Below are 18,220 nucleotides of genomic sequence, written 5' to 3' on the forward strand. Positions count from 1 at the left end.
TATGGTAGAGATTATAGTTGATGGCGAGAAATTTAGCGTAAATGAAAAGGGTAATCTAATCACCGAGCTAAAAAAGCATAATATTGAAATTCCACACTTTTGCTATCATGAAGCGCTTGGCGTAAGTGGTAATTGTAGAATGTGCCTAATAGAAGTAGTAGGCCAAAAACGCCCCCAAATAGCATGTGATACGCCCATAAAAGATGGTATGGAGATCAAGATAAATAGCGAGCTTACAAGGGCTGTCCAGCGTGGAATTTTAGAGCTTGAGTTTATCAATCATCCGCTTGATTGTCCTGTGTGCGATCAAGCTGGTGAGTGTGATTTACAAGATTATTATATGAAATTTGATCTACAAGACTCCAAAGTAAGTCTAGCCGAGAAGGTAAAAAAAGGCAAAAGAGAGGATCTTGGCTCTTTGGTAGTCCATGATGAAGAGAGATGCGTGCTTTGTAGAAGGTGTGTGAGATTTACTCAAATATGCACCCAAACCAATGAATTAGCCGTGGGTGGCCGTGGTGAGCATAGCCACATAATGTTAATGAATGGCAAGAAAATAGACAATCCATACGCAGGAAATATAGTAGATATCTGTCCAGTAGGAGCTATGACTTCGGCTGATTTTAGATTTAAAAAGCGAGTTTGGCACCTACAAAAGACCCCCGCAATCTGTCAAGGCTGTGAAAGGGGGTGCGCTATATGGATCGATAGCAATAAAGCAAAATATCAAGATAGCAAAATTTATAGATTTAGACCTAGAGAGAGTAGCGTAAATGGCTATTTCATCTGTGATTATGGCCGTTATAGCTATAAAGATGAGCAAGTAATTAAGCGTGATGATAGTGCGAAAATCTCCGCTTTAGCCCTAGATCTTAGGGCAAATGGCGATCAATATGATATCTTAGCTTCAAGCTCATTAAGCATTGAAGAGATGAGTGCTTTAAAGATTTTGGCTAATGAGTTTAATATGGGCTTATATGGATTTAGCGATTTTAGAGATGAGAGCTTTAAAGATGAGATTGGATTAAAGCTTAGAGTACCGAATAAAACTGCTAATCGTGTGGGATTAAATAAGCTTGGAATAGATAGAAATTTAGATAAAAAATCTAAAAATTTAATAGTTTTTCATCTGGGTAGGGATTTTGAATTTATAAATAAATTTGAATTTGATAATCTCATCAAAATCGGCTCAAATAGCGATGCTGATATAGTCTGCGCTAGTAGCTATCACAGAGATGGCCATACCCTAAATATAGATGAAAAATTGCGATTTAGCAAGGGGGCTTTTGAGCCACTTAGCCCTAAAATTTGCGATATTATCGCTGAATTGATGGGTCGTGGAGTGGAATTTGATATGAGTATATTAAAGGCGTTTGCATGAGTGAAATTTGGCTAATTATATTTAGGATTGCGTTTATTTTGATCTTTATTTTGGCTTTGATACCTGTTTTGGTGCTATTAGAGCGTAAAATTTCAGCTTTTATCCAAGATCGCCCCGGCCCAAATAGAGCTAATATCGCCGGTATAAGGCTCGGCGGATTGATCCAAGCGATGGCTGATGCTTTAAAACTAGCTATAAAAGAGGATTTTACTCCAGCAGCTATTAGATCCAAAGCGTTATTTACTATCGCTCCGATGGTGCTATTTTTGATGAGTACGCTTACTATAGCTGTGATTCCATTTAGTGAATATTTTAGCATTGATGGGGTCAAATACCTTATGCAAGCGATCCCATTTGATGGCGGTATGCTATGGTATTTGGGATTTGCTAGTCTTAGTATCTATGGCATTATGCTAGCTGGTTGGAGCTCAAACAATAAATACTCTCTCTTAGGCTCTTTGCGTGCAGCTAGTGGGGCTATAAGTTATGAAATTCCACTAGGTCTAGCTGTTGTGAGTATGATTATTACATATAACTCTATTAGTTTAAATGATTTTGTGATAGCTCAACAAGGCTCATTTTTAGGCCTTCCTGCGTGGGGTATATTTCTTCAACCATTAGCGGCGATTATCTTTATTATCTGTGCTTTTGCTGAGACGAATAGAGCGCCATTTGACCTAGCTGAAGGCGAGAGCGAGATAGTAGCTGGATATCACCTTGAGTATAGTGCGATGAGCTTTGCTATGTTTTTTATGGCTGAATATATCGCAATGACTGCTATGAGTGCGCTTATAGTTACGATATTTTTTGGCGGATACTCATTGCCTTATCTATCACAGGCTGATTTGGCTGCTAACTATGAGATTGTGCTACTTAGCATAGCTGGCGTGACTACTATCTTTGGTTTATTATTTATCTGGTGGGTTAGCAAAAATAATGTTACTAGATATAAAATAAGTAAAGATCATAGAAAAAAAGAGAATATCATATATTACGCTTTGACAGCCTTTATAGTGGTTATAATCGATATTATATGCTTATATTTTTATGGAAATTTAGGTGAATTTGGCGCTGAGATTGTAGCTACTGCGGTGAATTTAGTGGTATTTGCGCTTAAAACCTTTATAGTGCTACTTGTATTTATCTGGGTTAGATGGACTCTACCTAGATTTAGATATGATCAAATTCAACGCTTAGGCTGGGAAAAGCTCATGCCCTTAGCAATTTTAAATATTATTATTACAGCATTGGTGGTGGTTTATGTCAGTTAAAGTCAAAAAAATCGAACGAAAAAAAATGCCACTTTTAGAGCGAATTTATATATTTTATATCATCGCTGGGATGGCTAGAACTTTTAAGCATTTCATTAGAAATTTACTCAATACCAAAAATATTGAATTCCTAGAATATCCCGAGCAAAAACCCGATGATATAAGCCCTAGATATCGTGGTCTTCATAGATTAACCAAATATGATAATGGTGAGTTAAAGTGCGTTGCGTGCGATATGTGTGCTACTGCTTGTCCAGCTAAATGTATATTTATAGAAGCCTATGAAGTCCCTAGTAGCAAAGAAAAAGCCCCAAAAGTCTTTAATATAGATCTTTTGGAGTGTGTATTTTGCGGGCTTTGCGTGGAGGCGTGTCCTAAGGATGCTATAAGGATGGATAGCGGGATATTTACAAAGGTTGAAGGTAGTAGAGATAGCTTCATTAGTGATATAAATGAGCTTAGTAGTAGAAAAAGGGGAGAGTTTTGATGGAGAATTTTTTGTTTATTAACTTCTCATTTTTAGCTATTTTGGGAGCTTTGGGTTTGATTAGCTTTAAAGCACCTATCCATGGGGCTTTATCTATGATTGTCTCTTTGGTGGCTATAGCTGGGTTGTATCTTTTATTATACGCTAAGACTCTGTTTTTAATCCAAATAGTAGTATATGCTGGGGCGATTATGGTTTTATCGGTTTTTGTGATGATGTTTTTTAATATCAAATCAGATAGCTTATGGGCTAAATTTAGCTTTATACAGATGATTCAAGCCGCTTTGCCTTTAGTCGTTTTTGGCTTTTTGGCTTACTGGCTTGCCTTGATACCTGGTAACTTCGAGATAGCACCTGATGGATTTGGAGAGATCGCACCACTTGGAGAGTATCTCTTTTTTAACTGGGGATTTAGCTTTGAGATGATATCACTGCTTTTAACCACTGCTTTGATAGGAGTTGTGGCGATTTTAAAAGGCAAAAATAATGGTTGAAAATTATATATTTGTAGCGATTTTGCTCTTTGTGATTGGAATTTTTGGTGTTATTTTGCGTAAAAATATCTTTACTATTTTTATGTCTATTGAGCTTATGTTAAATGCGGTTGCTTTGCTTTTTGCGATATTTGCTAGGGTTAATTTAAATTTAGATGGTCAAGTGATCGTAATGCTAGTTATCGCTATAGCTGCTGCTGAGGCGAGCTTTGGTCTTGCGCTCATCACCTTGCTTCACAAATCAAAACAGAGCCTAAATATAGATAGCTTTAAAGAGTTAAAGGATAGCGATGCTAGTTAATATCGTAATTTTAGCACCAATTATTGGTAGTTTGTTGCTTGGGGTTTTGTATCTTGCTAGAAAGAGTCTTGGATTATCTCAAGGATTCTTTGCTTTTTTGGGGATGGTTGGGCCTGTAGTTAGCTTTGTAGCTATGGCTACGCTGTTTGTTAATAGCTATGGTAGTAGCTTGAATTTGGATATATTTAGCTGGCTTGATATCGCTGGATTTAGCATAAATGTGGGATTTTATCTTGATGACCTTAGTCTGGTGATGGCGATATTTGTGGCGTTTTTGGGTATGCTTATACATTTGTATTCTATAGGCTATATGGATGGCGATGAGGGTTTTGGTAAGTTTTTTTGTTATATGAATTTATTCTTAGCCTCTATGCTGATTTTAGTTTTAGCAAATAATCCGATTTTGATGTTTGTTGGCTGGGAGGGCGTGGGCGTATGCTCATATCTATTAATCGCCTTTTATTTTGGCGATAAAGATAATGTCAAAGCCGGCAATAAAGCCTTTATATTAAATAGAATTGGCGATTTTGGCTTTTTGATTGGGCTTATTGCGTTGTATCTTGCTAGTAGTGGGGTTAAATTTGATTATATTGGCTTAAATGAAGTGAGCTTTAGCCCTGGTGTAGCGATATTTATAGCATTTTGTTTCATTGCTGGAGCTTTGGCTAAATCAGCTCAAATTCCGCTATATACTTGGCTGCCTGATGCGATGGCTGGACCAACTCCGATTTCAGCCTTGATCCACGCTGCGACGATGGTTACAGCTGGGGTTTATATGGTTGTTAGATTTGAGTTTTTGTTTGCTGGGCTTAGCTTGCCAATAGAAGTTTTAGCCGGTATTGGTGCGGCTGGGGCGCTCTTTGCTGGGATTATCGCTACAAAGGCTACTGATATTAAAAAAATTTTAGCCTACTCTACTATGAGTCAATTAGGATATATGTTCGCTGCGCTTAGCTACAGCTCTGGGGCTGCTATGTATCATCTATTTACTCATGGATTTTTTAAAGCGCTTCTGTTTTTGAGTGCTGGGGCTGTCATTATAGCGCTTCATCATGAGCAAAATATCTTTAAAATGGGGAATTTAAAAGATAATAAATCGCTATATTATCCAATGCTTTTTGGTATGCTCGCAATTAGTGGGATATTCCCTTTTGCTGGATTTTTCTCCAAAGATGCTATTATACTTGGGGCGCTTCTTTCTGGGCATTATACTATATTTGCTATTTTGTTATTTACTGCTGGGCTTACTGCGTATTATTGTTTTAGGCTATTTTTCTTGGTATTTTACTCACAAAATCCCGCACCAAAGCAACATAAGGTGCCATTTAGTATGCTTGGGGTGAATTATATCCTTTGTCTATTTGCCTTAGGCGGTGGATTTATGGCGATATTTTTAGATATTGATCATCCAACTTTAATGGTAGAGATAGTGGCTGGAGTTGTGAGCATGGCGGTATCTGCTATTGGGATTTTCATCGCTTATAAGAAATTTTACAACTACAAAAACTGCGAAGAAAAAATGGGTAAATTTGAGAGCATTGTAGCAAATAAATTCTATATAGATGAGATATATGATCTTGTTTTTGTGGCGAATTTAAAACGGATTAGCCACTTTTTGCGTGAGATTATAGATGATAAAATTTTATATCCGCTTGTTGAGTTTAGCGCTTTGATATTTAAGACATTTAGCCAAATTTATGCTAGATATACTCAAAGCGGTTTAGCTAGTTCATATGCATTTTATATGCTATTTTTCATCTGTGTTATTATCATATTTTCAAAGGCTATTTTATGAGTAGTATCTTGAGTTTAATTATATTTATACCATTTTTATTGGGGCTTTTTATAGCTCTATTTTGTAATAATTTTTGGGGCAAGATTATAGCCTTTGGCGGATCTATTTTGGTCGCTATTTTGGCTATTATTATGGCCCTTGGCTTTGATGGGGCTGGTGGAATGCAGTTTGTAGATATCGTCCCATTAGTTAAAAACTATGGCATTACATATATGGTTGGTGTAGATGGGATTAATATCTATCTTATTTTGATTATTACGATATTTTTGCCTTTTTTGTTTTTTGTGCTTAGATATCAAGAAAAGGGCTTTTGGGCGAATTTACTCTTTATAGAGAGTGGGTTTTTGGCTGTTTGTAGCTCGCTTGATTTGATCTTTTTCTATGCTGGGTGGGAGATGATGCTCTTGCCGATATTTATAATGACTGGCTTGTATGGTAAGAGCGTTAAAAGAGCTAAAGCTATGCTAGATATGATGTATTATGCGATATTTGGATCGATGATTATGCTTGGGGCGATTATCTATCTTGGCGTGGCACACTATTTGGAATTTGGATTTTATAGCTTCGCTTTGGCTGATTTGGTAAATTTGAATTTAAGTCTAAGCGTAGAGCGAATACTATTTTTTAGCTTTATGATAGCTTTTGTGATTAAGCTTCCTTTGTTTCCATTTCATATGTGGCTTAGCGGGGCATACACACACTCTCCTAGCGTGGCTACCTTTATGCTTTCAGCCATTGCGTCTAAGGTGGCGGTGTTTGCGATTTTGAGATTTGTGTTGCCGATATTTTCGCTTAGCTTTGTTGAGTTTTCTAGCTATTTCGTGGCACTTGGGATATTTTCTATGATATATTTTGGGATAATTGCTCTTAGGTGCGATGACTTTAAGACCCTTTTGGCCTTTGCTTCGGCATCACATTTGGGCTTAATCTTAGCTGGGGTTTTTAGCCTTGATAGTGTGGCAATGAGCGGGGCGTTATATCAGATTATAGCTCACGCATTAACTAGCGGAGCGATGTTTTTGATGGTGGGTATCATCTCTAATCAACTAGGCACTCGCAAGGTTAGTCAGCTTGGCGGCATAGCTACTAAGGCTCCGATTTTTGCTACGCTATTTGGCATTATGATGCTATCAAGCGTGGGGCTTCCTACTACTATCGGCTTTGTGGCTGAGCTTTTGATTTTAGTGGGATTATTTAAATCAAATTTAATCTATGGGATTATCGCTACAACTTCTATTATCATCGGTGCGGTTTATATGTTTGTGGTTTATCGCAAGGCGATTTTACAAAGTGTAAATGAAGTTACAGATAAATTCAAAGAGCTTAGTAAATCTCAAGTTATAGCCTTTGGTTTGGTGGCTATTGTGATATTTGTAATGGGTCTATATCCTAAGCCGATACTGGATCTATCGCAAAGCACGATCCAAAGCCACTATGAAAAATACATAAAATCAAATTTAAAGGGGCAATAATGGTAGCTTTAACACCTTTTTTACTATCAATCGCCGCTATTGTAGCTAATATATTTTTAAGCGTTACAAAAATCAATAAAATATCGCTTTTAGGTATAAATTTAGCCTTTTGGGCTGTTATTTTAATCTCATTTTTTGTTTTTAGGGTTGAGCTTCTTGGTGGGGATTTGCCGTTTTTTTGTGCTGAATTTATATCTCTTGGGCAATTTGAGTTTATATTTTGTGTGATTATAGCCTTTCTTACGATGATATTTTTAGCTACGATATATTTTAGCGATGATGAGAGCTATTTTAAATCCGAGCTAATAGCATTAGCAAATTTAGCCGCCTTTGGCATGATGGGGATGATAATCTCAAGCGAAATTATAACTACTTTGATTTTCATCGAGATTGCCTCCATATCAATATATGCGATGATAGCATTAAATTCAAGCTCAAAAAGCATTGAAGCAGCCTTTAAATACTTCTTGCTCTCATCATTTATGAGTGCGTTTTACTTGCTTGGGGCAGCTTTGATATTTGGGACTACTCAAAGTACAAAATATGAGATTCTTAGCAAACTCTCATTGCCATCTTTGATTACCACAATTGGTGTGTTAATGGTGATTGCGATGATATTTTTTAAGATTGCGATTTTTGGTTTTTATCGCTGGAGTATTGATGTATATTATGGAGCTAGCACTAATATAACTGGATATTTGGCTGGGGCGTTTAAACTAGCTAGTTTTGGGCTACTGATCAAATTTGCCTTGCTTTATAGCGGTGGCTGGGATGAAATTTTAGCGATTATATTTAGCGTAATTGCGATATTTAGTATGTTTATCGGTAACTTTTTAAGCCTTAAAGAGATAGATGTTAAAAAGATTTTGATAGCTGCTGGGATAGTTCATGCTGGGTATATCTTTATAAATTTAGCTAGTTTCAATGGTGATAGCTCTTTATTTGCTGGGGTGTATTATATCGCTATTTATGCTATTACAACGGGATTTGCCTTTTTACTCTTAAATGCGTTTTTTAAAGATCAAAGGGTTGAGATCGACTCTCTTGCTGGAATTTATAAGAGCTCACCGCTTGGGGCGTTGGCATTTACTCTTATCTGTCTTTCATTTATCGGATTTCCATATACGGTGGGATTTTTGGGTAAGGTTTATGTATTCTCAAGTGCTTTTGAAAGCGGTAATGCGTATTTGGCGATTTTTGGTATTATAAATACTATTATATCAGTTTATTATTATCTAAGAATTATTATTAGTATATATTTTAAATCACCAAATCAAGCTATCATAATCCCAAAATGTAGAGCTGTCTGGATAGGAATTTTAAGCATTTTAGCCACTTTATTTATCGTGCTTGAAGGAGTTGGAGCTGGGTCAATTTTGGGATATTTTAATCTTATAATGGGGTAAATTTGAAGTTGTTTTATATCAATTTTATAGTTTTTTGGTAAAATTACGCCTAACTGAATTTGGGGCGAAATATGAGTAAATTAATAATAGTTGAATCTCCAGCTAAAGCTAAAACTATAAAAAATTTCTTAGGTTCTGAGTATAAGGTTATAGCTAGTAAGGGGCATATTAGAGATCTGCCTAAATCTAGCTTTGGGATTAAGATAGATGGGGATAACTTTACTCCTGAGTATAGGATTAGCAATGATCACTCTGCTATCGTAAAAGAGATTAAAGAGCTTGCTAAGAGTGCCGATACCATCTATCTAGCTACCGATGAGGATAGAGAGGGCGAGGCTATAGCTTATCATATCGCCACAGCAATTGGCAAAAAGCCCGAAACTCTACCTAGAATAGTATTTCACGAAATCACAAAGGGCGCTATCGAGGCGGCTTTGGCAAATCCTAGAAAATTAGATATGAATAGCGTAAATGCCCAACAAGCAAGAAGGCTATTAGATAGGATTGTTGGCTATAAGCTTAGTCCGCTTTTAAATATCAAAATTCAAAGAGGTTTAAGTGCTGGGCGAGTCCAAAGCTCAGCGCTTAAAATTCTAGTCGATCGAGAGCGTGAGATTAGAGAATTTAAGCCTATTGAGTATTTTAGCATTGATACTAAATTTAAAGATGATTTAGAAGTTGAGTTAATCGAATTTCAAGGCTCAAAGATAGAAAAGCTCACCATCACAAACGCCCAAAGAGCCAAATATATCTTAGATAATATAAAAGATGATAAATTCAAAGTCAAAAGCATAGAATCCAAAGAGCGCAAAACTAATCCCCAACCACCTTTTATGACCTCAACTCTACAACAAAGTGCATCAAATAGACTTGGCTTTAGCCCTAAAAAAACCATGATGTTAGCCCAAAGTTTATATGAGGGCGTCCAGACAAATAGCGGTTTTATGGGTGCTATAACCTATATGAGAACAGATAGCCTAAATATAGCCAAAGAAGCTTTAAACGCTGCTAGGGAGCTTATAAAGAGCGAATTTGGTTCAAAATATCTACCAAAAACTGCCAATATCTACATCACAAAATCCAAAGGCGCCCAAGAGGCTCACGAGGCGATCAGACCTACAAATTTGAGCTTTACACCACAAATTGCCTCACAATATTTAGATAAAGATATGCTAAAGCTATACACATTGATTTATAACAGATTTTTGGCTTCACAGATGAGCCCTAGCCTGTGTGAAATTCAAAATATCATTATAAAGGGCGAAAATTGCGGGTTTAAACTCTTAGGCAAGAAGGTTTCTTTCGATGGATTTTATAGAGTTTATGGCGATATGGATAAAGATAAAATTCTCCCACCTTTAAAAATCGATGATAATATGAGTATCCAAAGCATCAAAAGCACCAAACACACAACCGAGCCACCTAGTCGCTACTCTGAGGCTGGCCTTGTCAAAAAGCTAGAGAGCCTTGGAATTGGCAGACCTAGCACTTATGCGCCTACTATTTCGCTTTTAACTAGCCGTGATTATGTCAAAGTAGAAAAAAAGCAATTAATCCCAAATGATATAGCATTTACTATAACTTCAGTATTAGAAGATAATTTTAAAGATATTGTAGATAGCGAATTTACTTCTAAAATGGAAGAAAAGCTTGATGATATAGCCGAAAATAAAGCCGATTGGCAAGAGGTTTTATCTAATTTTTACCACCCTTTTATCAAACAGATCGATGAAGGAAAAACAAATATAAAAAGCCAAAAAGTAGCCGAGCCAATAGGTGAGAAATGCCCTGATTGCGGTGGAGAGTTGGTTAAAAGAAAGGGTAGATTTGGCGAGTTTATAGCCTGTTTAAATTTCCCAAAATGTAAATATACCAAAAACCTAGCTAACTCTAATAAATTTGAGAAAAAAGAGCCATCTAAAATTGGCATTCAATGCCCTGATTGCGGTGGAGAATTGGTCGAGAGAATTGGTAAAAAAGGTAAATTCTATGGCTGTGCCAACTATCCAAAATGTAATTTTCTAAGCAAATATAAACCAATTATAGACAAATGCCCAAAATGTAATACACAAATGGTCTTAAAAGAGCTTAAAAAAGGAAATTTCAAAGAGTGCCCACAATGTAAATTTAAAGAAGAGGTAAGCAATAATGAATAAAGTAGTAATGCTATGTGCGATATGTAATGTTAGTAGTGGCAACTGTCCTGAAGATTGTGCGTATTGTACTCAAAGTGCTCATGTAAAAGCTGATATAAATAGATATAAACAAAAAAGCATAGAGCAAATTTTAAAAGAGGCCAAAATGGCTAAGGCAAATAAAGCTCTTGGCTTTTGCTTAGTTACTAGCGGTAGGGGGCTTGATGATAAAAAGCTTGAGTTTATCTGCCAAACTGCCAAAACCCTACAAAAAGAGGTACCCGAACTACTGCTGATAGCATGTAATGGAAGTGCGAGTTATGAGAGCTTAAAAGAGCTTAAAAATGCTGGAATTTTCAGCTATAATCACAATCTTGAAACAAGCCGTGAATACTTCCCTAAAATCTGCTCTACTCATAGCTGGGATGAGAGATTTGAGACGAATTTAAACGCCAAAAGAGCTGGGCTTGAGCTTTGCTGTGGCGGGATTTATGGTCTTGGAGAGAGTAATGAAGATAGAATAAGCTTTAGAAACTCACTAAAAGAGCTAAATCCATTTACTAGTCCGATAAATTTCTTTATCCCAAATCCCGCTTTAAAAATCAAAGAGCCAAAGCTTAATGCCGATGAAGCCTTAGAGATATTAAGAGATAGCGCTAAAGCTCTGCCTAATGCTAGAATAATGGTAGCTGGCGGTAGAGAGGTAATCCTTGGCGATAGACAATATGAGATATTAGAAAATGGAGCTAGTGCTATTGTCGTGGGGGATTATCTAACTACTAGTGGCGAGGCTGCTAGCAAGGATATAGAAGAGCTTAGAAAACGAGGCTTTGAGTTTGCAACACAGTGCCATTAATGAACTTTCTATTTTACTTGTTTTGGCGTTTATAATCTTTATATCGCCATATTTTTCTAAAATTTCTAAAATCCCAATCGCCCCTATAGAGATTATGATGGGGATAATCTTTGGGTTTTTTGGCTTTATACCACATAGTGAGCCATTTAAGATAGTAGCTGAAGTTGGGTTTTTTTATCTAATGTTTTTGGCTGGGACTGAGATAGATCTGAAATCTTTTTTTAAAATAGAAAAAAGCATTATAAAGCTAGCTCTTGCTTATCTAACTATTTTATATATTGTAGCTGGGGTTTTTAGTGCGTTTATATCGCCGGCGTTTTTGGTTATTGTGGTGGTGCCACTTATGTCGGTTGGAATTTTATCTACCCTATTTAAAGAGTATGGTAAAAACGAGCCTTGGCTAAATACCGCTATGATCGCTGGTGGTATAGGTGAGGTGCTTAGTATTGCTCTTTTAACCCTTATGTCAGCTTATATTGAATTTGGTAATTCTATTGAGTTATTTAGTAGTATATACTATCTTATACTATTTATTGTGCTTTGTGTGCTTGGATTTAAGGGGCTTGAAGTGCTATTTTGGTGGTATCCAAATCTCAAAATTCTACTAATGCCTCACGATGATAAGAGTGAAAAGGATATCCGCCTATCTATGGCGCTATTTTTTAGTACTGTAGCGGTGATGATATATCTGAATTTAGAGATTGTCCTTGGGGCTTTTATCGCTGGGAGCTTTATCGCTACATTTTTTAATCACAAAAAAGATCTTCCACATAAGCTAGGTAGCTTTGGGTTTGGATTCTTGGTGCCAATATTTTTTGTCTATATTGGTACAACCGTGGAGCTTGAATATCTTTTGGTGCCTGGGGTGCTTGATAATGCTGTGAAATTGATGATATTTATGATTATTGTGCGAGTGATATCTTCAATGATATTTGTAAAGCGTTTTGGATTATATGATAGTATTCTTTTTGGCTTATCACTCTCAATGCCACTTACGCTTTTAGTAGCTGTGGCTACGGTAGCTTATAATGCTGGAAATATAGCAAAAGAGCTATATTTTGCTTTTATTATCGCTAGTATTTTTGAGGTGATTTTGTCTATGATATTAATAAAATTTACAAATTATCTTAAATTTCGCCTTAAATAATTAAGTTAGATATTTAAGGGCAATTTAATTTAAATAAAATTTAGATAAGATATAAAAATTTTAATCAAAGGATAAAAATGAGTAACACAGTAACATTAACCGACAATAGAAATGGAAAAAGCTATGAATTTCCTATTCTTGATGGTACTTTAGGACCTAGCGTTATAGATATATCTAATCTATACAAAGATACTGGTATGTTTACATTTGATAGAGGCTATACTAGTACCGCAATGTGTCGTTCAGCTATCACATATATCGATGGTGAGGCTGGGACTTTGATGCATAGAGGCTATGATATAGCATGGCTTGCTGAAAATAAAAGATATTTAGATTTAGTATATCTATTATTTAATAGCAAACTCCCAAGTCAAGAGGAGCTAGATGCATTTCGCCAAGAGCTAAAAGAGAGAAGCTATCTAAATGAAAAGATGATAAAACTATTTGATTGTTTCCCTGATAAGGCTCATCCGATGGCAGTTTTACAAGCAAGTGTAGCTACTATGAGTGCATATTATAAAAGAGATATGAACTTTGATGATATGAAAGATTATATGGAATTAGCTAAAAGAATGGTAGCTAAAATCCCTACTATGATAGCATTTTATTATCGTCATGTTCGTGGCTTCCCAACTGTATATCCAGATCTTGATCGTGGATTTACAGAGAATTTCTTATATATGTTAAGAGCATTCCCACACAATAGAGTAGATCTAAAACCAATCGAAGTTAAAGCCTTTGATACGATCTTAATGCTTCACGCTGACCACGAGCAAAATGCCTCTACTACGACTGTTAGGACAGTTGGCTCTACTCACGCTCATCCATACTCATGTATAAGTGCTGGTATCGGTGCGCTTTGGGGGCATGCTCATGGCGGTGCTAATGAAGGCGTTATAAGACAGCTTGAGATGATCGGAACTCCTGATAGAGTTGATGAATTCATCAAAAAAGCAAAAGACAAAAACGATCCATTCCGCCTAATGGGCTTTGGACATAGAGTTTATAAAAACTTTGACCCAAGAGCCAAAGTCTTAAAAGGATTAAGAGATAAACTAATCGATGAGATTGGTATAGATAGCAATCTAATTAAAGTCGCTACTAGAATCGAAGAGATAGCTCTAAATGATGAGTATTTCGTGTCTAGAAATCTATATCCAAATGTGGATTTCCATAGTGGCGTAATTTTAAAAGCTTTAGGAATTCCAAATGAGATGTTTGCGGCTATATTTGTAATGGGTAGAGTTCCAGGATGGTTAAGTCAATGGATGGAGCTAAAATCTCAAGACAATATTAAAATTGTTCGCCCAAGACAGCTATATGTTGGACCAGCATCTCAACCTGAGTAAGCTTCACGACATCGCCATCTCTGCAGCTTTGGCTGCAGGAGAGGCTATTTTAGCTGTTTATGATAAATTTGAGCTATCTTTAAAAAGTGATAGCTCACCCTTAACTACTGCTGATTTAGTAGCAAATCAAGCGATATTTACCCACTTGCAATCGACACAAATTCCTATATGTTCTGAAGAGAGTATTTTGCCTTTTCATATGCGAAATGAAGATGCGCTTTTTTGGCTTGTTGATCCACTTGATGGAACAAAGGAATTTATTGCTAGAAATGGAGAGTTCTGCGTTTGTATAGCTTTAATTTGGCATTCTAGGCCTATTTTAGGAGTTATATATACTCCACTTAGCAAAGAGATTTATAGTAGCTTTGCAGGTGCGCCAGTATTTAGAAATTTTGAGAAAATAGGGGAATATAAGGAAAATTTACAAAGTCTAAATCTAGTAAATAATACTTTAAATGTAGATAGTTCAAATATTTTAATTAGCGGTCGTTCAGCTGATATGACGCAGATTGAAAATTTTGCTAAAGAGTTTAATTTAAATTTAGCTACGCTTGGTTCAGCGATTAAATTTAGCAAACTAGCAAGCCAAGAAGTTGGAGTTTTTATAAGATTTTATGGTTCGCATATTTGGGATACGGCTGCGGGTGATTTTTTATTGCATCAAAGTGGCGGGATTATGCTCTCACTTAGTACGCTTAAACCGTTAAATTATGCTAAAAAAATTACATTAAATGATAGTTTCATTGCATTGAGTCGTAGTCAAAAGTCAAATTTAAAACGATATCTAGAATATATAAAATTACAAATTATTTGATCTAATTTATGGAATAATTTATCGTTATAATAAATAGTTTTTAATAAAAATAACATTACCCATATAATTTTATCTTTAAATTCTTTTTAACACAATATTTGATAACATCTTATGCTATTTGTTTAGGATAAAGGCTCTAAAGGGCTAATTTAAGATGGAGTAATCAAAAAATTTCCATATTTAAATATATTAGATTTAAGGAGTATTGATGGAAATTTTAAAAGAGACGATTGAGCTTATAGAGATTTTAGATTATGTTACAATAGTTTTTGCATTTTTTGCGAGGTTACTATAAGGCTTGAAACAAATGATAAATTCAACTGGGCTTAGACATAGCCTTATATAATAGCAGATATTCTTTTATTAGCTTGTAGTATTAAATACTTGTATTGTATTTTGATTATGATATGTCTTATTTTAAAAATGAAACATAACAAATATCCTAATAAAAGTTGTCTAAATTTAAATTTGTTTAAAGTATATATCGATATAATCAAACCTTAAATTTATAATTTTATTTTTAACTAATGAGCCAATAACACTAAATAAGCTCAAACTAAAGAGAGCGCTATGAACGAGATGTTAAAAAAGCTGCAAAACTCTAGCATAACTCTATCTGCTGCAGCTAAAGAACTAGCTATAAGCGAAGATGAGATTTGTGAGCTTATAAGTGAACAATTTGGCTATGAGATAGCTGATATAAGTGTGGTAGATTACACTTTGGCTGATAGTTTGCCATTAGATATAATGGTTAAATTTGAGATTTTACCTATTAAATTTGAGGCTAATATCATTAGTGTTGCTATGAAAAATCCATTTAATACAAGTGCACTTTTAAGGCTTCGCAATATCTATAAAGATAAAATTATAAAACCTCTAATCATCCAACCAGCTAAGCTAGATAGAATACTTGCTAAACTTCCGCTTCATTATGGTTTAAATGCCATAATTTCACAGGTAAAAGTACAAATCAATTCCAAAGGATCTAATGATGATAGCGCAGTTTTACGGCTTATTGATAGGGTGTTAAATAGTGCTATAGATCTAAACTCTAGCGATATTCACATTGAGCCAACTAGTTTTGGTTGTATGATTAGAGTGCGTATTGATGGGGTTTTATGCGAGTTATTTGAATTTGATAGTGATATATATGCTGGGTTAATTGGTAGGTTAAAGCTGCTTGCAAATTTAGATATTGCTGAACATAAAAAAGCACAAGATGGTAGATTTTCATATGATATAAATGGCAGAAGTATTGATTTTAGAATTTCAGTTTTGCCTATTATTGATGGGCAAAGTGTAGTGCTTAGGATTCTTGATAGTCATAAGATGATTGTAAATTTGCAAAATTTAGGATTAAATGAGTTGAATTTTAGCACTTTAAAGCGTGCGATTTATAAAAACTATGGAATGATTTTAGTTACTGGTCCAACAGGAAGCGGTAAAACTACTACTATTTACTCAGCACTTAATGAGCTAAAAGGGCCAACTAAAAAGATTATTACCATAGAAGAGCCAGTAGAGTATCAAATGAGCTATCTTCAGCAAGTTGCTGTTGGGCATAGAAGCGCAATTAGTTTTGAAGAGGCGTTGCGTTCAGCGCTTCGACAAGATCCAGATATTATAATGATAGGTGAGATTAGGGATTATCAAAGTTTGCGTACAGCTGTAGGTGCAGCTCTTACTGGCCATTTGGTACTTAGTACATTACATACTAATAATGCTATTAGTGCTATAGATAGAATGATGGATATGGGGTTGGAGCGTTATCTTATTAGTGGTGCTATTATAGCGATTATGGCACAGCGTTTGGCTAGAAAGCTTTGCTTGTATTGCAAAGAGATGGTTGAGAATGGACGATATAAGGCTCATGGTTGCCCTCACTGTGTAGGAACTGGATATAGTGGTAGAGTTGTCATTAGTGAGGTTTTAGAAATTAGTGCAAATTTAGCTTCGCTTATGGCTCGTGGCGAGTCTAGTGGGATTATTCTAGCAGAGGCTAAGCGTGAAGGTTTTATCCCTATGGAAGTAAGCGCTATGGAGCTAGTAGATAGTGGAGTTACTAGTCTTGAAGAGATATTAAGCCTGATTTAATCAGTTAAGACAATGAGACGATATAATGCTAAAATTATTACCAATAATGCTACAATAACTCGTACTATTACTGCATCAAATTTAGAAAATGCTAAAGAGATTTTATCTTCAAGCGGCGAGATTATTGCTATTAGTGAGGAGAGTAAAGTTGGGTTTGTAGCAAAATTTAGGCGGATTGATAGCGGAGTTTTAGCTATTTATATTAGGCAGATTGGAACCTTAATGGAGGCTGGAGTAAGTGTTCTTGAGGCTTTTTCTAGCGTGGCGCAAGGGTGTCATAACCCTATACTTAGGAAAATTTTAGATGATATTAGCTCAGATTTACACTCTGGTCTGAGTCTTGAGCAAGCTCTTAGCGGGTTTAAAAGTGAACTAGGAGCAGTTAGCGTAGCGATGTTTGCTCTGGGACAAAATAGCGGACGGTTGCCTGAGGCGCTTTTTATGCTTAGTGATATGCTCAACGAGATGGCAGAAAATAAGGCAAAATTTAAAAGAGCGCTTCGTTATCCTATGATAGTTTTACTCTCTTTGATAATAGCGTTTAATCTATTAATTGTGATGGTAGTACCATCATTTGCTGGAGTATTTGCAGCTATAGGCGGAGAGCTTCCACTGGCTACTAGAATACTTTTAGGGCTTGAGAGTTTTATTGCTGGTTATGGATTTTTGGCATTATTTGGGATAATTTTTATTGGATTTTTGATTTGGTATTTTTATAGATTTAACTCTAAATTTAGGATAAAATTTGATAATTTTTTGCTTAAAATTCCATTGCTTAAGGGGTTGATTTTATATGGTTCATTGACTAAATTTAGTCTGATTTTATCACGATTGATAAGTGCTGGAATGTCAATTGATAAGGCTATAAATATCGCAAATGGTGTTGTAGAAAATAGTTATATAAGCAGTAAAATCACTTTTGTAGCAATGGATATCCATAGCGGGCAGACGCTTAGCAAGGCTTTTGAAGGTGCTCATTTATATGATAAAATAGCTATCCAGATTATAAAGGCTGGACAAACAAGTGGAGTAATTGATGAGATGTTTGCTCATGTATCAAAGTTTTATAAGCAAAAATATGACACGCTTATCGATGGGTTAAATGGGAGTTTAGAGCCAGTTTTACTAATAGCAATAGCTGGGGCAGTACTACTTTTGGGGCTTGGAATTTTTATGCCACTTTGGGAACTCTCTAGTGGTTCTGGGTTGTATTGATTT

Annotated in this window: 15 protein-coding genes; all 15 read left to right on the forward strand. The window is 35.6% G+C overall.

What is annotated here, in order from left to right:
* Position 1: 1 nt before the first annotated feature.
* The 15 genes from CIGNP91_RS07175 (at position 2) to CIGNP91_RS07245 (ending at position 18,217) form a co-directional block, all read left to right on the forward strand.
* Positions 2-1,381: a 2Fe-2S iron-sulfur cluster-binding protein gene (locus CIGNP91_RS07175; RefSeq protein ID WP_086253768.1), complete on the forward strand. Its 1,380-nt coding sequence runs from the start codon at positions 2-4 to the stop codon at positions 1,379-1,381.
* Complete coding sequence (locus CIGNP91_RS07180) at positions 1,378-2,652, forward strand: complex I subunit 1/NuoH family protein (protein ID WP_086240790.1); 1,275 nt, start codon at positions 1,378-1,380, stop codon at positions 2,650-2,652. The genes CIGNP91_RS07175 and CIGNP91_RS07180 overlap by 4 nt, the downstream gene beginning before the upstream one ends.
* Complete coding sequence (locus CIGNP91_RS07185; protein ID WP_086226884.1) at positions 2,642-3,139, forward strand: NuoI/complex I 23 kDa subunit family protein; 498 nt, start codon at positions 2,642-2,644, stop codon at positions 3,137-3,139. The genes CIGNP91_RS07180 and CIGNP91_RS07185 overlap by 11 nt, the downstream gene beginning before the upstream one ends.
* Positions 3,139-3,633, forward strand: a complete 495-nt coding sequence (locus CIGNP91_RS07190) for an NADH-quinone oxidoreductase subunit J family protein (protein ID WP_086253769.1) — start codon at positions 3,139-3,141, stop codon at positions 3,631-3,633. The genes CIGNP91_RS07185 and CIGNP91_RS07190 overlap by 1 nt, the downstream gene beginning before the upstream one ends.
* Entirely contained in the window at positions 3,626-3,934 is a 309-nt protein-coding gene (nuoK, locus tag CIGNP91_RS07195; protein ID WP_086229799.1) for an NADH-quinone oxidoreductase subunit NuoK, read from the forward strand. Before CIGNP91_RS07190 ends, nuoK begins: the two co-directional genes overlap by 8 nt.
* Positions 3,924-5,729, forward strand: coding sequence for an NADH-quinone oxidoreductase subunit L (nuoL, locus tag CIGNP91_RS07200; RefSeq protein ID WP_086253770.1), 1,806 nt, complete (start codon positions 3,924-3,926; stop codon positions 5,727-5,729). The genes nuoK and nuoL overlap by 11 nt, the downstream gene beginning before the upstream one ends.
* Positions 5,726-7,201, forward strand: coding sequence for a complex I subunit 4 family protein (locus tag CIGNP91_RS07205; protein ID WP_086253771.1), 1,476 nt, complete (start codon positions 5,726-5,728; stop codon positions 7,199-7,201). The genes nuoL and CIGNP91_RS07205 overlap by 4 nt, the downstream gene beginning before the upstream one ends.
* The gene (locus CIGNP91_RS07210) at positions 7,201-8,607 is read left to right on the forward strand and encodes an NADH-quinone oxidoreductase subunit N (protein WP_086253772.1); all 1,407 of its coding nucleotides are present in this window, start codon (positions 7,201-7,203) and stop codon (positions 8,605-8,607) included. Before CIGNP91_RS07205 ends, CIGNP91_RS07210 begins: the two co-directional genes overlap by 1 nt.
* Positions 8,608-8,678: 71 nt before the next feature.
* Complete coding sequence (topA, locus tag CIGNP91_RS07215) at positions 8,679-10,763, forward strand: type I DNA topoisomerase (RefSeq protein ID WP_086253773.1); 2,085 nt, start codon at positions 8,679-8,681, stop codon at positions 10,761-10,763.
* Positions 10,756-11,598 carry a biotin synthase gene (locus CIGNP91_RS07220; protein WP_236848385.1) on the forward strand — a complete coding sequence of 281 codons (843 nt, stop codon included), beginning with the start codon at positions 10,756-10,758 and terminating at the stop codon, positions 11,596-11,598. The genes topA and CIGNP91_RS07220 overlap by 8 nt, the downstream gene beginning before the upstream one ends.
* The gene (locus tag CIGNP91_RS07225; RefSeq protein WP_086226877.1) at positions 11,579-12,745 is read left to right on the forward strand and encodes a cation:proton antiporter; all 1,167 of its coding nucleotides are present in this window, start codon (positions 11,579-11,581) and stop codon (positions 12,743-12,745) included. The genes CIGNP91_RS07220 and CIGNP91_RS07225 overlap by 20 nt, the downstream gene beginning before the upstream one ends.
* 77 nt (positions 12,746-12,822) lie before the next feature.
* The gene (locus CIGNP91_RS07230) at positions 12,823-14,094 is read left to right on the forward strand and encodes a citrate synthase (protein ID WP_086243497.1); all 1,272 of its coding nucleotides are present in this window, start codon (positions 12,823-12,825) and stop codon (positions 14,092-14,094) included.
* A complete protein-coding gene (locus tag CIGNP91_RS07235; RefSeq protein ID WP_236848386.1) occupies positions 14,069-14,908 on the forward strand; it encodes a 3'(2'),5'-bisphosphate nucleotidase CysQ family protein in 840 nt (279 codons plus the stop codon). Before CIGNP91_RS07230 ends, CIGNP91_RS07235 begins: the two co-directional genes overlap by 26 nt.
* Before the next feature lie 570 nt (positions 14,909-15,478).
* Positions 15,479-17,002: a GspE/PulE family protein gene (locus tag CIGNP91_RS07240; protein ID WP_086253774.1), complete on the forward strand. Its 1,524-nt coding sequence runs from the start codon at positions 15,479-15,481 to the stop codon at positions 17,000-17,002.
* A 12-nt stretch (positions 17,003-17,014) separates the two neighbouring features.
* Positions 17,015-18,217 (forward strand): type II secretion system F family protein, encoded by a 1,203-nt coding sequence (locus tag CIGNP91_RS07245; RefSeq protein ID WP_086253775.1) that lies wholly within the window; start codon positions 17,015-17,017, stop codon positions 18,215-18,217.
* The last annotated feature ends 3 nt before the right edge of the window (positions 18,218-18,220 follow it).

The sequence above is a fragment of the Campylobacter sp. P091 genome (genome assembly GCF_002138935.1).
GTDB classification, from domain to species: Bacteria; Campylobacterota; Campylobacteria; order Campylobacterales; family Campylobacteraceae; genus Campylobacter; species Campylobacter devanensis.